Below are 14,819 nucleotides of genomic sequence, written 5' to 3' on the forward strand. Positions count from 1 at the left end.
CGCCTCGGCGCTCATCGCCAGACTCGCGCGTTGCCCATGCTGCGAACAAGCCAATCCACGAATTACTTTGTGACACAGTAATACTATAGATGTCATGAACCTATATGGACGAGGTCGATGATTTTTGTCAGCATCAGACAGGTGAAGGCGAGGAAACGGAATCCCGCCAGCGTTTGGGGCCAGCGTTCATAGTCACGCGCGAGGCGGCGAAAACGCGTGGCCCACGCGAAGCTGCGCTCGACCACCCAGCGTCTGGGCAGCAGCACGAATCCGCGTTTGGCCTCGGTATGCTTGGCCACTTCCAATTCAATGCCGTGGTTTTGCGCTGCCAGCTGAGCCGCTTCGCCGGTATAACCCTGATCCACGTATGCAATCGAGCGGCAGAGCCGCCGCCGTCCGTGAACGCGCCGGAGCCGCTCTTCAGGCAATTCGGGATCGTCAGCCAGGCGACGTGCCGAAAACGGGAGATTCGGATGAAAGGAGTCGAACGGCGCACGAACGATGCCGGACGATGCAGAGCGCGACGCGACGGACACCCGAAGCCGGGCGCCGGGTGCCGCGTATCTGATATGGAGTCCGTGACAGTGCGACGAGCGCGCGATCGAGCGACCGGGCGCGGCATGGCGCGGTACCGTGCAGCGCGGCGCTTTCGAGCCGAACGCGGGCATCGACGGCGCGACCGCACGCCGCCGGGCGCATTTTGCTCAGCAAGCGCTGAGTCGGCGCGGTCTGCTCACCCGCCGGACGAACCGCTCAGCACAAAATACAGCCTGCGGGAACCGAAACACGGCGCGCACGCTTTTTTCGGCGCACTTTGACGACGCAGCCTGGGCGCGACGTGGGTAGCATGCGCACGGTCGACGGCATGCCCGCGAGCCGGCGAGTCGACGCGCCCGGCGGGCGCGCGCCGCGACGCCGCGCCGCGCGCCCCGTCCCTTTCCCGACGACCGGCCGGTGTTCGGCCATGAGCCGCGACTGCAAGCTTGATCGGATAGATTGGCGCATCCTTTCAGAACTCCCCAAAAAAACAGCCGAATCACGAAAACCGAACTCGCCGATGTGGCCGGCCTGTCGCCGAGCCCGCCCAGATCCGCGTGAAGCGGCTCGAGCAAGCGGGCTACATCGCCAGCTACGGCGCGCGGATCCGCTTCGAAACGCTCGGCACCACGCAAGCCGTGTTCATGAAAGGCACGCTTGCCCTCTCGTCGCGAAGATTTCGACCGCTTCGTCGCCGCGATCTTCGACATCGACGAGAGCGTCGAGCGCCGTCTCGCGAGCGGCGGTCACGACTATCTGCTGAAGCTCGTCGCCCGTGGACTCGCGCATGGCCCAAGCCTCGCCGAAGCGCGGCTCAATCGCGGCATCGGCATCGACAAGCATTTCCGCTACGTCGTCAGCAAGACACCGTTCGTCGAGACGCATCGCGCTCGACGCGCTGTTCAGCGAGCAGCGGCGCAGAGCACCGCCCGCGCCGATATACACCGCCGACGTCAGCGATACGTCCAGATTCGATGCATCGCGAACGTGAACGGCGGCACGAGCACGACGACGGCCGCGATGCTCCACGCGGCCGCGACGCCGAGCGCCTGCACGCCGCGCGAGATCGCCATCGTCAGCATCAATCCGGCCGCCGACACGATCAGGAAGCGCATGACGTTGCGCCAGCGCAGCGGTGCCGAAAAACTCCACAGCGTGTTCAGCAGGTACGACGCGCCCGTCGCGCTGACGAACGCGATCGCATTCGCCTGCACCGCGGTCGTGGTGAACGCACCCATCAGCGTGCCGGCGATCGTCGCGTGCAGCACGGTGGACAACGCGCCGGACACGCCGAAGCGCACGATCCGCGCGCCGATGCCGATGTCGGCGACGAAGCTCATCGCGGCGCGTCCCGCTTCGTCAGGACCGCAAACAGCGACATGCCGAATGGCAGCGAATGCTTCGGCAGCCAGCCTCGTTCCGTGCGGAAGATGCGATAGAGCGTCGAGTTGACCGCACGTGGTCCGATCGCGTCGCCGCTCGAGCGCGCTCGATGCAGCAGCCGGTCGGCCATCCGCGCGGCGACGGCAAGCGGAAACAGCAGCGTGTTGAAGTACGAACTCCGTACGATCGTGCAGCCGGCCGCCTGCGCGCAGCGTGCGAGCGCCGCGCGGTCATAGCGCCGGTAGTGATGGAGAAACGTGTCGTGCGCGCTCCACAGCCACTGGTACGCGGGCACGGTGACGACGATCGCGCCGCCCGGCGCGAGATGCTCGCTCACGCGGCGCAGCGCGGCCGCGTCGTCTTCGATGTGTTCGAGGCAATCGAAGAAGCAGATCAGATCGAAGCGCTGGTCGCCGAACGGCACGTTGTCCGGGCAGCGGCCCGCGCGGATGTCGAATCGCCAGCCGGTCTTCTGGTTCGCGAGCGCGCGCGCGGTTTCGTCCATCTCGAGCGCGCTCACCGCGCCGAACGCCTCGAGCATCCCGAGATTGCCGCCCGTGCCGGAGCCGATCTCGAGAATGCGTGCACCGGCCGGCAGCGCGAGCCCCGCCAGCAATGCACGCAGGATGTCGCGCCGTGCACGGAACCACCAGTGCGTGGCCTCGGTTTCGGCCATCTGCAGATAAGCTTCGGGTGACATGGCGTCCTCCTGTCGGTCAGCGGCTTTCGGCGCGGGCGCGCGGCATCGTGCGCCGCCGTGAGAAATCGATTCGCGCGGCGTGCGCGGCACGCGGCGCGGCGCTGCCGACGGGCAGCGCGGTCACCTTCGTGCGCGCCTGATAGCGGCGGCGCACGAGATAGATCGGCCGCTCCTTCGATTCGTAATAGATGCGTCCGACATATTCGCCGACGACACCGATGCCGACGAGCTCGATCCCGCCGATGAACAGCATCACCGAGATCAGCGATGCGTAGCCCGGCACCGGATTGCCCATCCACAGCGTGCGCGCGACGATGAAGCCGCCGTACAGGAACGCGAGCGCGGCGATGCAAAGCCCGATGTAGGTCCAGCTGCGCAGCGGCACCGTGCTGAAGCTCGTGATCCCTTCGAGCGCGAAGTTCCAGAGCTTCCAGCCGGAGAACTTCGAATGGCCGGCGCAGCGCGCCTCGCGTTGATATTCGACGATCACCGTCCGGTAGCCGACCCATGCAAACAGCCCCTTCATGAAGCGGCGGCGCTCCGGCAAGCTGCACAGCGCATTGACGACCTGCCGGTCCATCAGCCGGAAATCGCCGACGTTGACGGGCAGCTTCACTTCGGACAACGCATTGTGCACGCGGTAATAGAGCGAGGCCGCGGTCCGCTTCGCGAACGTGTCGCACGCGCGGTTGCTGCGCTTCGCCGCGACGACCTCGGCGCCTTCACGCCAATGGTCGATCATCACCGGGATCAGGCTCGGCGGATCCTGCAAGTCCGCGTCGATCGGTATCACCGCATCGCCGTTCGCTTCGTCGAGGCCCGCCGTCAGCGCGGCTTCCTTGCCGAAGTTGCGCGTCAAGTCGATCACGCGCACGCGCGGATCCTGCGCGCCGACGGCGACGAGCTGGTCGAGCGTGTCGTCGCGGCTGCCGTCGTTCACGCAGACGATCTCGAAGCGGATCGATTCGATGCGCTCCATCAACGGCACGACTTCCGCGAAAAATCGCGTGACTGCGTCGCCCTCGTTGTAGAACGGTACGACGAGCGAAATGAGCGGTATGTTTATTTGATCCCGCATGGCGGTTCTCCCTGGGCCCCGTAGCAGCGGCGGCCGGCAAGCGGCGGCGCCGCTCGCGTGTGCCGCGGGGCGGCGACCGACGCGCCGCGCGCCGCAATGAAACGAATTGAATCGATCGCATCCGCCGCATCTTCGTCGCCGGGCAGACTCGGCGCGCCGTGGCGCTCGCGTGCGATGCGGCTCACGATGGCGGCGAGCGCGCCCGCCGTCACGAGCGGCAGGAACTGGAACCGCAGCGGCTCGACGACGACGAGCCCCGCAAGCGGCATCACCGCGAGCAGCGCGAGCCCTTCGCGTTCGAGCGGCCGCCAGCCTTCCGCATGCGCGTGGCGCACCGCCCACGCGATCACGATTCCGTACCAGGCGAGGTCGTAGTCGTACAGGTACGGACTCACGAGCAGGCTTGCGCAGGCGAGCGCGGCCGAACGCAGTGCGTGCGAAGTCGCGCCGCGCCACGCATAGATCACCGCGACGGCCGCGAACGCGATCGAGCCGGCTTGCAGCAGTTGCGCGACGACGAGCGGCAGTCCAGCAAACGTCGCCAACGCGAAGAACGTCGGAATCCGCGCGAGCGTCGCCTGCCCTGCGCCGATCGTCCGCAGCGCGGACGCCGCGTCGTGCGCGAACGCAATCCATGCGCCGAGGCCGAACGCGAGCGTGCTCGACGCGGCGACGAGCGCGACCGTGGCCGCCCATGCGCGCAGTGCACGCCACTGCGAAGCGCACAGCAGCGCGAGCGGAAACAGCAGCGCGAGCTGCGGCTTGATGACGAGGATTCCGAAGCAACATCCGGCGAGCGCCGGGCGGCGGCGCAGCACGACGAGGCCGAAGCCGGCGAGCGCGGCCGTCAACAGGCTGTTCTGCCCGATGAGCGCGACGAAAAACGTGCCGGGGAACGCGAACGCGCAAAGCACCGCGAGCCGGCGCGGCACGATCGCGCGCACCGTCGCGACGAACAGCGCGCCCGTGCCGGCGATCCACACGATCGCCGCGGCCGGATACGGCAGCCAGCCGAGCGGCGCTACGAGCAGCAGCGTCTGCGGCGGATAGAGCCACAGCAGCACGCCGCGCAAGTCGTGCATCGAAGGCATCGCCTGCAGCTCGACGGCGTGCAGCGCCGCGAACCGCCACGCGTCGACCGCGTGGCCATGCACCGCAAGCCGCGCGGCGCTCCACGTCGGCACGAAATCCATCGTCGGCGGCAGCGGCGAGCCGATTCCGCCGGACAGCCAGCGGAACAGGTAGATGCTCCCGAACGCCGCATAGCAGACGAGCGCGGCGACCGCATAGGTCCGCACCCGTTTCGCGCCCAGCCAGTGCGGGCGACGGCGCGGACCGGCCGCCGGCAGCTCTGGACATTCGACGTCGCGATGCGCCGCCGCGTGGCCGCGCGGATGGGCTTTCATCGCGCAACTCCCGGCATCGTCCGCGCGCGGCGCACGACGATCAGCAGCACTGCGAGCAGCACGACGGGCCCGATCTGCGGAAGATGGGCCGCGCGATTGAAGAACTCGAAGAACGGCAGCAGCCAGCCGGCGACGAACACCGGCTGCTCACCGGGCAGCCAGCCGGTATCGAGCGCGCACGCGAGCACGCAGAACAGCGCGACGCCGAGCCATGCGAGCTCGTAATGCCACAGATAGGGCGTCACGAGCAGCGTCGCGATCGCGAGCGCCGCGGCGCGAAGACGCAGGTCGCTCGTGCGCAGCCAGATGTTCAGCGCCGCGACGGCCGCGAGCGCGCCGACGCCGATCTGCACCGCGTACGCGACGTGCAGCGACGCGCCGGCGAGCCGCATCGCCGAAAACGGCGCGGGCGACGCGAGCCAGTATTGTGTGCCTCGCTCGAGCACGAGCTCGCGCAGCATCGTCGTGCCGGACAGGAACGCGTGCACCGACGCCGTCCCGCAGACGGCGACGCTCGCCGCCGCGAAGACCAGCGTGCCGGCGGCGGCGGCGAAGAACGCGCGCCACGCGCGCGTCGCGACGAGCAGCAACGGAAACAACAGCGCCATGTGCGGCTTGATCGCGAGCAGGCTGATGCAGAGGCCGGCGATCACCGGACGCTTCGCGAGCAGCCGGACCGCGAGTACCGCGCACGCGGCCGTGAGCAGCGAATTCTGCCCGGCGACGGCGGCAACGAGCACGCCGGGGAAAGACAGGATCACGAACGGTGCGAAACGCGGCTGCGTCAGCCGCTTGCGCAAGCCCGACACCGCGCCGACGCCCTTCGCATACGCGACGAGACTGACCGTGCAGAACAGCAGAAGCGACGGCACGTAAGGCACGAGCGCGAGCGGCGCAACGAGCAGAAGCAGCGTCGGCGGATACACCCACGGCAGGAAACTGCGATTCACGTATGCGCCGAGCTGCGCCGCTTCTACACGTGAGAATGCAGGATAGTCGTAGACGGTCGCGGGCGCGCCGTGCAGCATCACGTGCGATCCGCTCCAGAACACCGTGAAGTCGATGCCGGGCCGAACGGTCGTGTTCGCGATGAACCCGTTTGTCGCCCACCCCCACGCGCCCAGCAGCGCGATGCTGAGAATCAGCGTTGCGCCGCCGTATGCGAGCACGCGATCGCTCGTCAGCCATCCGCCGGAACGCAACATGCCGAAGCATGTTCCCCGATTTGCAAGATCCATGATGCCCCGATGTGTGATTAAGCGTTTTGTTTAAACACGTCGATATTTTTTATGGGTTCGATCCGACGACGTTTCGATTTGCATGACGTCGCCGCGCTTCCATTGTTAGAAAAAAAAGCGCGTTGATGCAAATCGCGGCGACGCGCGATATCGCCACGGGTCACGCAAAAAAGCGAATTCCGCATGAAAAATGACGAACAGCGGCTGCCGCGTTACGGAGTTGAAACATTTTGCGTCGTAGCGCGTCTCCGCCGGCGTCGTCTGGCACGGCTCTCTTCGCCGTGTTTCGAATCCGGGAAAGTCCCGACAAAATTTTTTTGACCTTGCCGGGCAGGCGTTTGCGGGCGGCGGCGGCGCGGCGGCGCGCGCTCGTGTGTATCAAATCCGAAACCTTCTGCACCGCGTCATGCCCGCAGTGTTGCACCTGTGAGCCGCTTGCCCTTGTCCCGCCGTGACTTCCCGAAAGCTGGCCCACTCCTTGCGAAATGCGCTGCACGGCAAACGACGACGCGACGATCGGAAGATTCGCAGCAGCCAGATCAACAGACAAGAATCTCGCCGACGTCACCCACGGGGTCGCATTCGACGCAATGCACGCGAGTGCGGCGCCGAATGTGTACAGGGAGTCGCCGTTCGACCAGCGGTGCACCGGCTACGGCCGGGCGCCGGGAAAAGATTGCTCGTTGTGAATACCGGGGAAAGGCAATGTCCACATATACCACCCAGCGGCCTCTCAGCCGCTCCAGCAGCGAAGCGGCGCACACCTGCGCCGCCGCTCATGAACCAGCCGCCGGTCGGAACGGCCGTCGCTTCCGCATTCTTCCCGGGCAGCGCCGTGCGGCGCGCATCGACTCATGCGCACGCGCCGGCAAGCCCCATCCCGCAGATCGTTCCGTCCGCGCCGGCGCATGCGTTCGCGTGCAGGTCCCGCTGCGGCTGTTCTGATCCGCAGTCCGCTTTTGAGCGGTGCCTTGCAGTACCCGTAGTGCCTTGTTGTGCCTTGTTGTGCCTTGTTGTGCCTTGTTGTGCCTTGTTGTGCCTTGTTGTGCCTTGTTGTGCCTGTTGTGCCTGTTGTGCCTGTTGTGCCTGTTGTGCCTGTTGTGCCTGTTGTGCCTGTTGTGCCTGTTGTGCCTGTTGTGCCCGCAGCACCCGCAGCGCCTAGTAGTTGGAGCAGTTCCCGTTGTACGTCCCGCGCCATCGATGGCAAGGGTTTTTCTTAGTGATTCAAAAGGAGAGAGTTATGTCCAGCCTCGTTCAATACGCCAAGCAGTTCGTTCGTGACGAAGGCGGCGTCAGTGCCATCGAATACGGCCTGATCGCTGCTTTGATCGCGATCGTGATCATCGGTGCGGTAAAGACGGTCGGTACCGACCTGAATTCCGTCTTCACGACGATCGGTAGCGATCTGTAGGGCACGTCGCCGGAAGGACGGATGGTTCTGCGCAACTCGCCGTCCGTCACTTTCCGTCCGTTCGTTCCTGTTCGAAGTTCCGTTCGATGCCGCTGAGGAGCGATTCATGAGAACCCAGTCCTTTTGCCGAAAGTCGACCCGTCCGCGCTGGCTCGACGCGCAACCCGCCCATGCTGTCATGAGCTGGCTGCGCGATGAATCGGGCGTGTCGGCAATCGAATACGCGCTGATTGCATCGCTCATTGCGATCGTGATCATCGGTGCGGTGCAAATCGTCGGCACTAGTCTGCAGTCAGTGTTCAGCACCGTCGCTTCGGATGTGTAATTCCAGCCCCGCCACGGTGCGCCAGCCCGGCATGCCGGCTGGCGTCACCGAAGCGGTTCATCGAACGATTGAATACGACGCGAGGCTCGTCATGCTTTCCGCTCTGCCGCCGCAACCGATCCCGCTCTGCGTGACTTTACTTGCAGTCGTCGCAGCCAGCATCGATCTGTCGAGCCGGCACATTCCCAATCGACTGATCGCGCTCGGCCTCGCGAGCGCGCTCGTCGCGCAATGCGGGCTGCCCGGCCCGCACACCGGCTTCGCCGCCTGGCTCGCCGGAGCGGCAACGGGCGCCGGCCTGCTGCTGCCTTTCTATCTGCTGCGCGGCATGGCTGCGGGCGACGTGAAGCTGATGCTCGCGATCGGCTCTTGGGTCGGACCGCCGCTCGCGCTGCGCATCGTGCTCGCGACGTTCATCGTCGGCGGCGCATGGGCGCTCGCGGTCGTGCTGAAGCGCGGCCAGTTCCGCAAGCTGCTCGCGAACCTGCGCCACCTGTTCACGCACGCGGCGCTGCTGCGCGATCCGTCAGCGGCGCGCGCCGCGCCCGAGATCGAATCGGTCGGGATGCTGCCATACGGCGTTGCGATCGCCATCGGCACGCTCGGCGTGCTGTTCACGGCGGCGACCTGACGCGGCGCATGCCGGCCCCTCACCCAACGATTGGAGCAACCATGAACCTGGATCAAGCAGAACCGCGACACGACGCGCAGATCGCCCATCTGCCGGAGCCGCCGACGCTGCGCGCGTACCGCATGAAGCAGGCCACGCGTCTGCCGGCCGCACCGCGCTCGCTCGCGGAAACCGGCCTGGACGAAGCCTTCATCGCGGCGCTGCTGCTGAAATCGATGCTCGCGCACGGGCGCTCGAGCCTGACCGAGATCGTCGAGCGTCATTGCCTGCCGCCCGTCGTGCTCGATGAAGTGCTGACGTTCCTTGCGTGCGAGCGCCTGATCGAAGTCACGCATCGCGGCCTGTCCGACATCGACATGACGCTGCGCCTGACCGACCTCGGCCGCGCGCTCGCGCTCGAGGAGAAGGCGCGCAACAGTTACTGCGGCCCGGCGCCCGTCACGCACGAAGCGTATGTCGCGAACGTCGCCGCGCACTCGGTTCGCCGCGTGTCGATCGCGCGCGCCGACGCACACGCGGCGTTCGAAGGCATCGCGATCGAACCGGCGATGCTCGACGCGGCCGCCGCGTCGATGAACGCCGGCCGGCCGCTCCTGATCTACGGCCCCGCGGGCAGCGGCAAGACCTATCTCGCCGAGCGCCTCGGCGCGCTGCTGCGCGGCAACGTGCCGATTCCGCATGCGATCTACGCGTCGGGCGAGATCATCAATATCCACGATCCGCTCGTGCACGTCGATGCGCCGCGCGCGGCCGACGGCGCGAGCGGTGACCGCCGCTGGCGTCTGTGCCGCCGGCCGATCGTGCTGTCGGGCGGCGAACTGACGCTCGCCGAGCTCGACCTGCGCCGCGACGACACGACGGGCTACTACCAGGCGCCGCCGCACGTGAAGGCGAACATGGGCCTCTACATCGTCGACGATCTCGGCCGCCAGCGCATCGCGCCGCGCGATCTGCTGAACCGCTGGCTGCTGCCGCTCGATCGCAACGTCGATCAATTGACGTTCCAGAGCGGCGTGCGGCTCGAAATGCCGTTCGACGTGTGGCCGGTGTTCTCGAGCAACCTCACACCCGCGCAGTTCAGCGACGACGCGTTCCTGCGGCGGCTCGGCTCGAAATTGCATGTCGGACCGCTGCCCGTCGACCGCTATCGCGCCGTGTACGACGCGAGCTGCGCCGCGCTCGCGCTGACGTCGGACGCGTCGACGTTCGACTACCTGCTGCAACGCCTGCACGCGCCCGCGCGGATGCCGTTTCTCGCGTGCTATCCGGGCGACCTGCTGCGGCTCGTCTCGGCATCCGTCCGCTACCGCGGCGACGCGCCCACGGTCACGCCGCAGGCGCTGCACGAAGCGTGGCGCAGCTTCTTCGGCTCTGCGCCCGATGAACCGCCGTTCACCCCGCCGGATGCGAATCGCGATTGGTAACCGTCCGGCCCATTGGCTCTTGATACGACTAGTGAGGAGTACCGCCATGAAAAACAGTCGCGCATTCACGATGCTCGCCATCGCCATCCTGGCGGGGCTGGCCGCCGTCGCCTTCGCATCGCGATGGCTCGTGCAGACATCGAGCAGTGCCGTCACGCCGGTCGCGGTCGCCGCGGTCGACGTGAACCTCGGCGAGCCGCTCGGCCCGAACCAGCTCCGCGTCATCAACTGGCCGACGGCCAGCGTGCCGCCCGGCGCGTTCACCGACGTCAAGTCGCTCGAAGGCCGCGTCGTGCGCACGAGCCTCGCGCGCGGCGAGCCCGTGCTCGGTTCGAAGCTCGCGCCCATCGGCACGAAGGGCGGCCTGTCCGCCGTGATCGCCCCGGGAGACCGCGCGATCACCGTGCGCGTGAACGACGTCGTCGGCGTCGCGGGCTTCGCGCTGCCGGGCAACTACGTCGACGTGATCGTCAACACGCAGGAGCAATCGAAGGCCGATCCGCAGCAAAGCATCTCGAAGATCGTGCTCGAGAAGATCCTCGTGCTCGCCGTCGCGCAGCAGGTGAGCCGCGACGACACCGCGCCGAAGGTCGTCAACGCGGTCACGCTCGAAGTCTCGCCCGACCAGGCGGAAAAACTCGACCTCGCGCGCAGCGTCGGCACGCTGTCGCTCGTGCTGCGCAACCAGGTCGACAAGGACGCGCTGAATACCGGCGGCGCGACGAAGAACACGCTGCTCGGCCAGCCGGCGGCCGTGCCAGCGCCCGTCGCGGTGCACGCCGCGCAACCGCGCCCCGTGCGCACGCGCGTCGTCGTCGCGCATGCACATGGCGCGGCCGGCCGCGACTGCGTCGGCGTGTTGTCCGGCGTGACGGGCAGCGTCGAATGTTTCTGACATAAGCGGCAAAGCACTGACGATGCCTGGCGTTTCCGCTGCCCGTTTGCGTTCCGGCAGCTTTCGATAGTCAAACCCGGCGCACTGCGCCGGGCACTGGGGGACCACACGAAATGGACACCAAACCGCAACTTTCCCGGCCGACGCCGACGCGCTCGCGCGTCGTGCGCGGCGCGGCGCTCACCGCCGCGTGCTGCGCCGGGCTCCTCACCGTCTTCGCCGCGTCCGCGCAGGACGCCGTCGAAAACGCCGCAATCACGAAGGGCGTCGCAGCAGCGCCGATGGCGATCGGCCGCGGGCCGATGCAGATGACGATCAGCATGGCGCCCGCTCCCGTCGCCGGCGCAGCAGCCGCCGCCGAAACCGCAGCGCCGCTGCGCGGTCCGAACTGCGTCGGCGAGATGCGCGAGGCGACGAGCGTCAGCGTGCCGCTCGGCAAGTCGCTGCTCGTGCCGCTCGACGAGCCGGTGCGCAACCGCACGATCGGCAATCCCGCCGTCGCGCAGGCGACGATGGTGTCGCCGCGCACGCTCTACCTCGTCGGTCTGTCGGTCGGCACGACGAACATGATCGTTCAGGGCAGGAGCGGCGCGTGCCAGATCATCGACGTCGCGGTCGGCGCGGACGCGGGCGGCCTGCAGACGTCGCTGCGCCAGTTGATGCCCGCCGAACGCGACATCCGCGTGTCGACCGCCGCCGACACGATCGTCCTCGCGGGCAACGTGTCGAGCGCGCAGGCCTCGCAGCAGGCGGTCGCGATCGCGAAGGCGTACAGCGACCGCACGAATGTCGGCGGGGGCGCCGGCGCGGGCGCGGGCGGCCCGCGCGGCGGCGTGCTCAACATGCTGACCGTCACGTCGCCGCAGCAGGTGATGCTCGAGGTGAAGGTCGCCGAAGTGTCGAAGACACTGATCAACCAGATGGGGTCGGCCGTCAACATCCAGGGCGGCTTCGGCTCGTGGACGGGTGCGCTCGTGACGAGCCTGCTCGCGGGCGTCGGCAACGGCATCGCCGTGAGCAAGTCGAACAAGCTGCCGCTCAACGGCTCGATCGACGCGCAGAACACCGACCAGCCGGTCAAGATCCTCGCCGAACCGCGGCTCGTCACGATCAGCGGCCAGGAAGCGACGTTCCTCGCGGGCGGCAAGATCTTCATCCCGGTTCCGCAGAGCAGCGGCACCGGCACGACGACGATCACGCTGCAGGAAGAGGAATTCGGCGTCGGGCTGAAGTTCACGCCGACCGTGCTGTCGAACGGCCGGATCAGCCTGAAGGTCGCGCCTGAAGTGTCCGAGCTGTCGCCGACGGGCGTCACGCTGTCCGCGACGAACGTGAGCGGCGTGTCGATCCTGCCGCTCATCACGACGCGGCGCGCATCGACGACGGTGCAGATGGGCGACGGCCAGACGTTCGCGATCGGCGGCCTCATCAAGGACAACGCGCAAGGCACGCTGAAGGCGCTGCCCGGCATCGGCGAGCTGCCCGTGCTCGGCGCGCTGTTCCGCAGCACGTCGTTCCAGCAGGATCGCACCGAGCTCGTGTTCATCATCACGCCGCATCTGGTGAAGCCGCTCGAAACCGCCGACGTGCCGCTGCCGACCGACAGCTTCACGAAGCCGAATGAAGTCGACGTCTATGCGACGGGCAACATGGAAGGCCGTGGCGCGATGCGCAAGCGGGAAGCCGCACCCGCGAATGCCGCGCCTGCCGGCGCCGCCGCACCCGCGAATGCCGCGCCGATGAGCGCTGCCCCTGTCGATGCCGCCCCGGCGGCCGCCGCGCCGACGAGCACCGCGCCCGCCGCTGCCGCTGCGCCCGCGAATGCTGCGCCCGTGAACGCCGCGCTGACCACCGCCGCACCGGCGAACGTCGCGCAGGATGCCGCGCAGACGTCCGCGCCTGCGCGTCCGTCGGCGACCGTGCACGCGCCGCCGCCCGCGTTGCCGTCCGCGTCCGCGATCGCGCAGCGGCAAGGCGCGCGCGCCGCCGTGCCGGGCGCCGCGCCGGCCGTGCCCGCCGCACCCGCGGCCGCCACCGCATCGCCCACGCCCGCCGCGCTCGCGGCGCCGGCTCCCGCCGGCGCGACCGCGAAGCGCCAAGGCGCCGCACAGCCGTCGCAACAGCTCGCCAACGCAGGCGCGATCGCGCAGCCCGTCGACCACTGAATTTCCGCAAGGGGACGCACATGAACCTCGATTACTTCACGCTGACGCGCCGCCTCGTGCTCGCCGCGTCGCTCGCCGCCTCGCTCGGCGGCTGCATGAACAGCACGCCCGTCTGGGACAGCCGCTTCGGCGATTCGGTACGCGCCGTGATGCAGGCCCAGATCATCGATCCGCACGCAGCCGAGCACACGAAGTCGGCGCTCGGCATCGACGGCAAGTCAGCCGCCGCCGCGCTCGAGAACTACGACAAGTCGTTCCAGCAGATCGAGCCCACGCCGAACGCTTTCGTGATCGGCGTCGGCGGCGGCAAGACGGGCGGTCAATAACCACCACTCGCTCAGGGAGACCGTCATGTCTCGCGTCACTTCTTCATCAAGCGCCGCCCTTCGCGGCGGGCGGCGCCGGCAGCGCGGCGTCGTATCGATTCTCGTCGCGCTGATGCTCGCGGTGCTGATCGGCTTCGTCGGCCTCGCGCTGGATCTCGGCAAGCTCTACGTGACGCGCAGCGAGCTGCAGAACAGCGCGGACGCATGCGCGCTCGCCGCGGCGCGCGACCTGACGGGCGCCACGATCAACTTGTCCGTGTCCGAGGCGGCCGGCATCACCGCCGGCCACCTCAACTACGCGCAGTTCGAGCAATTTCCGGTTCAGTTGCAGACGAACTCGAACGTCACGTTCACCGATTCGCTCAGCAATCCGTTTCAGCCGAAGAGCTCGATCGCCTCGCCCTCGTCGATCAAGTACGTGAAGTGCACGACGTCGCGAACAGGCATCGTCAACTGGTTCATCCAGACGCTCGACATGGTGCCCGGCGTGACCGTCGCGAACGCGTCGGTATCCGCGACGGCCGTCGCGACCGTCGGTGCCGCGCAGACTACCTGCGCGATCCCGGTGTTCGTCTGCAAGGCCGGCACGCAAACGAGCCCGCCCGTGGCCGGCGCGTCGTACAACATCGGCGACTGGCTCGCCGCGAAGACGGGCGCGCCGCCGTCGTTCGGTGCGGGCAACTTCGGGTGGGCGGCGCTCGACGGGTCGAACAGCGCGTCGTCGATCAAGAGCGAGCTGACGGGCAACTACTGCGCGCTGCCCGCCACCGGATCGCAGATCGGCTCGCCGGGCAACAAGGTCGCGGACAGCGCCGCATACAACACGCGCTTCGGTATCTACGCGAATCCGTACAAGGACCCGTCATACGGCACGCCCGATTTCACCGGCTACGCATACGACGCAACCACGTGGCTCGCGCAGAGCAACGCGTATTCGGATTTCGTGACCAAGCGCACGACGTTCACGAGCTACCAGGGCGACCATCTTTCCGGCATCACCACGAGCGGCACGTACAGCGCGAGCTACTACCAAGCGGGCGCCGACAGGCGTCTCGCACTCGCGCCCGAAGTCGACTGCTCGGTGCTGCTGAGCGGCCACAGCGCGCCCGTGCTGTCGTGGGACTGCATGCTGATGCTCGATCCGATGGGTTCCGGCGGCGGTGCGGGTCCGATCCATCTCGAATATCGCGGCGCGTCGACGGCGCCCGGCAGCCCGTGTGCGACACAGGGCACGCCGGGCAACGGCAGTTCGGTCGGCCCGCAAGTGCCCGTGCTGCTCCAATGAACGAGAGGTGATCAT

15 protein-coding genes and 1 pseudogene are annotated in these 14,819 nt (G+C 67.7%); 9 read left to right on the top strand and 7 right to left on the bottom strand.

The genetic code is table 11. From position 1 onward, the window contains the following. Positions 1-92 precede the first annotated feature (92 nt). On the bottom strand, positions 93-668 hold the full coding sequence (locus WS69_RS35480; RefSeq protein ID WP_331457975.1) for a transposase: 576 nt from the start codon (positions 666-668) through the stop codon (positions 93-95). A gap of 296 nt (positions 669-964) precedes the next feature. On the opposite strand from WS69_RS35480, the pseudogene WS69_RS34700 reads away from it, so the two are divergent. Further along, positions 965-1,422, top strand: a pseudogene (locus WS69_RS34700) (Lrp/AsnC family transcriptional regulator); the annotation flags it as partial. Positions 1,423-1,490: 68 nt separating this feature from the next. Here the strand turns inward: WS69_RS34700 and WS69_RS12755 are convergent. The 6 genes from WS69_RS12755 to WS69_RS30905 all read right to left on the bottom strand — a co-directional run bounded on the left by WS69_RS12755 (position 1,491) and on the right by WS69_RS30905 (position 6,892). Next, positions 1,491-1,877, bottom strand: coding sequence for a GtrA family protein (locus WS69_RS12755; protein WP_059471122.1), 387 nt, complete (start codon positions 1,875-1,877; stop codon positions 1,491-1,493). Next, positions 1,874-2,620 (bottom strand): class I SAM-dependent methyltransferase, encoded by a 747-nt coding sequence (locus tag WS69_RS12760; RefSeq protein ID WP_059471123.1) that lies wholly within the window; start codon positions 2,618-2,620, stop codon positions 1,874-1,876. Before WS69_RS12760 ends, WS69_RS12755 begins: the two co-directional genes overlap by 4 nt. Before the next feature lie 16 nt (positions 2,621-2,636). Beyond that, positions 2,637-3,698: a glycosyltransferase family 2 protein gene (locus WS69_RS12765; protein ID WP_059471124.1), complete on the bottom strand. Its 1,062-nt coding sequence runs from the start codon at positions 3,696-3,698 to the stop codon at positions 2,637-2,639. Further along, positions 3,683-5,104, bottom strand: coding sequence for a glycosyltransferase family 87 protein (locus tag WS69_RS12770; RefSeq protein ID WP_059471125.1), 1,422 nt, complete (start codon positions 5,102-5,104; stop codon positions 3,683-3,685). Before WS69_RS12770 ends, WS69_RS12765 begins: the two co-directional genes overlap by 16 nt. Continuing rightward, a complete protein-coding gene (locus WS69_RS12775; protein WP_059471126.1) occupies positions 5,101-6,309 on the bottom strand; it encodes a glycosyltransferase family 87 protein in 1,209 nt (402 codons plus the stop codon). Before WS69_RS12775 ends, WS69_RS12770 begins: the two co-directional genes overlap by 4 nt. A 193-nt stretch (positions 6,310-6,502) precedes the next feature. After that, positions 6,503-6,892 carry a hypothetical protein gene (locus tag WS69_RS30905; RefSeq protein WP_231747129.1) on the bottom strand — a complete coding sequence of 130 codons (390 nt, stop codon included), beginning with the start codon at positions 6,890-6,892 and terminating at the stop codon, positions 6,503-6,505. Between the two features lie 690 nt (positions 6,893-7,582). Between WS69_RS30905 and WS69_RS12780 the strand changes: the two genes are divergently transcribed. The 8 genes from WS69_RS12780 (at position 7,583) to WS69_RS12815 (ending at position 14,804) form a co-directional block, all read left to right on the top strand. Further along, positions 7,583-7,753: a Flp family type IVb pilin gene (locus WS69_RS12780; protein WP_059471127.1), complete on the top strand. Its 171-nt coding sequence runs from the start codon at positions 7,583-7,585 to the stop codon at positions 7,751-7,753. Positions 7,754-7,931: 178 nt separating this feature from the next. Beyond that, positions 7,932-8,078 (top strand): Flp family type IVb pilin, encoded by a 147-nt coding sequence (locus WS69_RS12785; protein ID WP_059471128.1) that lies wholly within the window; start codon positions 7,932-7,934, stop codon positions 8,076-8,078. Between the two features lie 91 nt (positions 8,079-8,169). After that, a complete protein-coding gene (locus WS69_RS12790) occupies positions 8,170-8,709 on the top strand; it encodes an A24 family peptidase (protein WP_059471159.1) in 540 nt (179 codons plus the stop codon). Between the two features lie 41 nt (positions 8,710-8,750). After that, entirely contained in the window at positions 8,751-10,133 is a 1,383-nt protein-coding gene (locus tag WS69_RS12795; RefSeq protein WP_059471129.1) for a hypothetical protein, read from the top strand. 46 nt (positions 10,134-10,179) lie between these two features. Beyond that, entirely contained in the window at positions 10,180-11,028 is an 849-nt protein-coding gene (gene cpaB / locus WS69_RS12800; protein ID WP_059471130.1) for a Flp pilus assembly protein CpaB, read from the top strand. Positions 11,029-11,141: 113 nt separating this feature from the next. Next, entirely contained in the window at positions 11,142-13,193 is a 2,052-nt protein-coding gene (locus tag WS69_RS12805; protein WP_059471131.1) for a type II and III secretion system protein family protein, read from the top strand. Positions 13,194-13,213: 20 nt separating this feature from the next. Continuing rightward, positions 13,214-13,519, top strand: coding sequence for a hypothetical protein (locus WS69_RS12810; RefSeq protein WP_059471132.1), 306 nt, complete (start codon positions 13,214-13,216; stop codon positions 13,517-13,519). Between the two features lie 25 nt (positions 13,520-13,544). Next, a complete protein-coding gene (locus tag WS69_RS12815) occupies positions 13,545-14,804 on the top strand; it encodes a pilus assembly protein TadG-related protein (protein WP_059471133.1) in 1,260 nt (419 codons plus the stop codon). The last annotated feature ends 15 nt before the right edge of the window (positions 14,805-14,819 follow it).

Source organism: Burkholderia sp. BDU5, from assembly GCF_001522845.1.
GTDB classification, from domain to species: Bacteria; Pseudomonadota; Gammaproteobacteria; order Burkholderiales; family Burkholderiaceae; genus Burkholderia; species Burkholderia mayonis.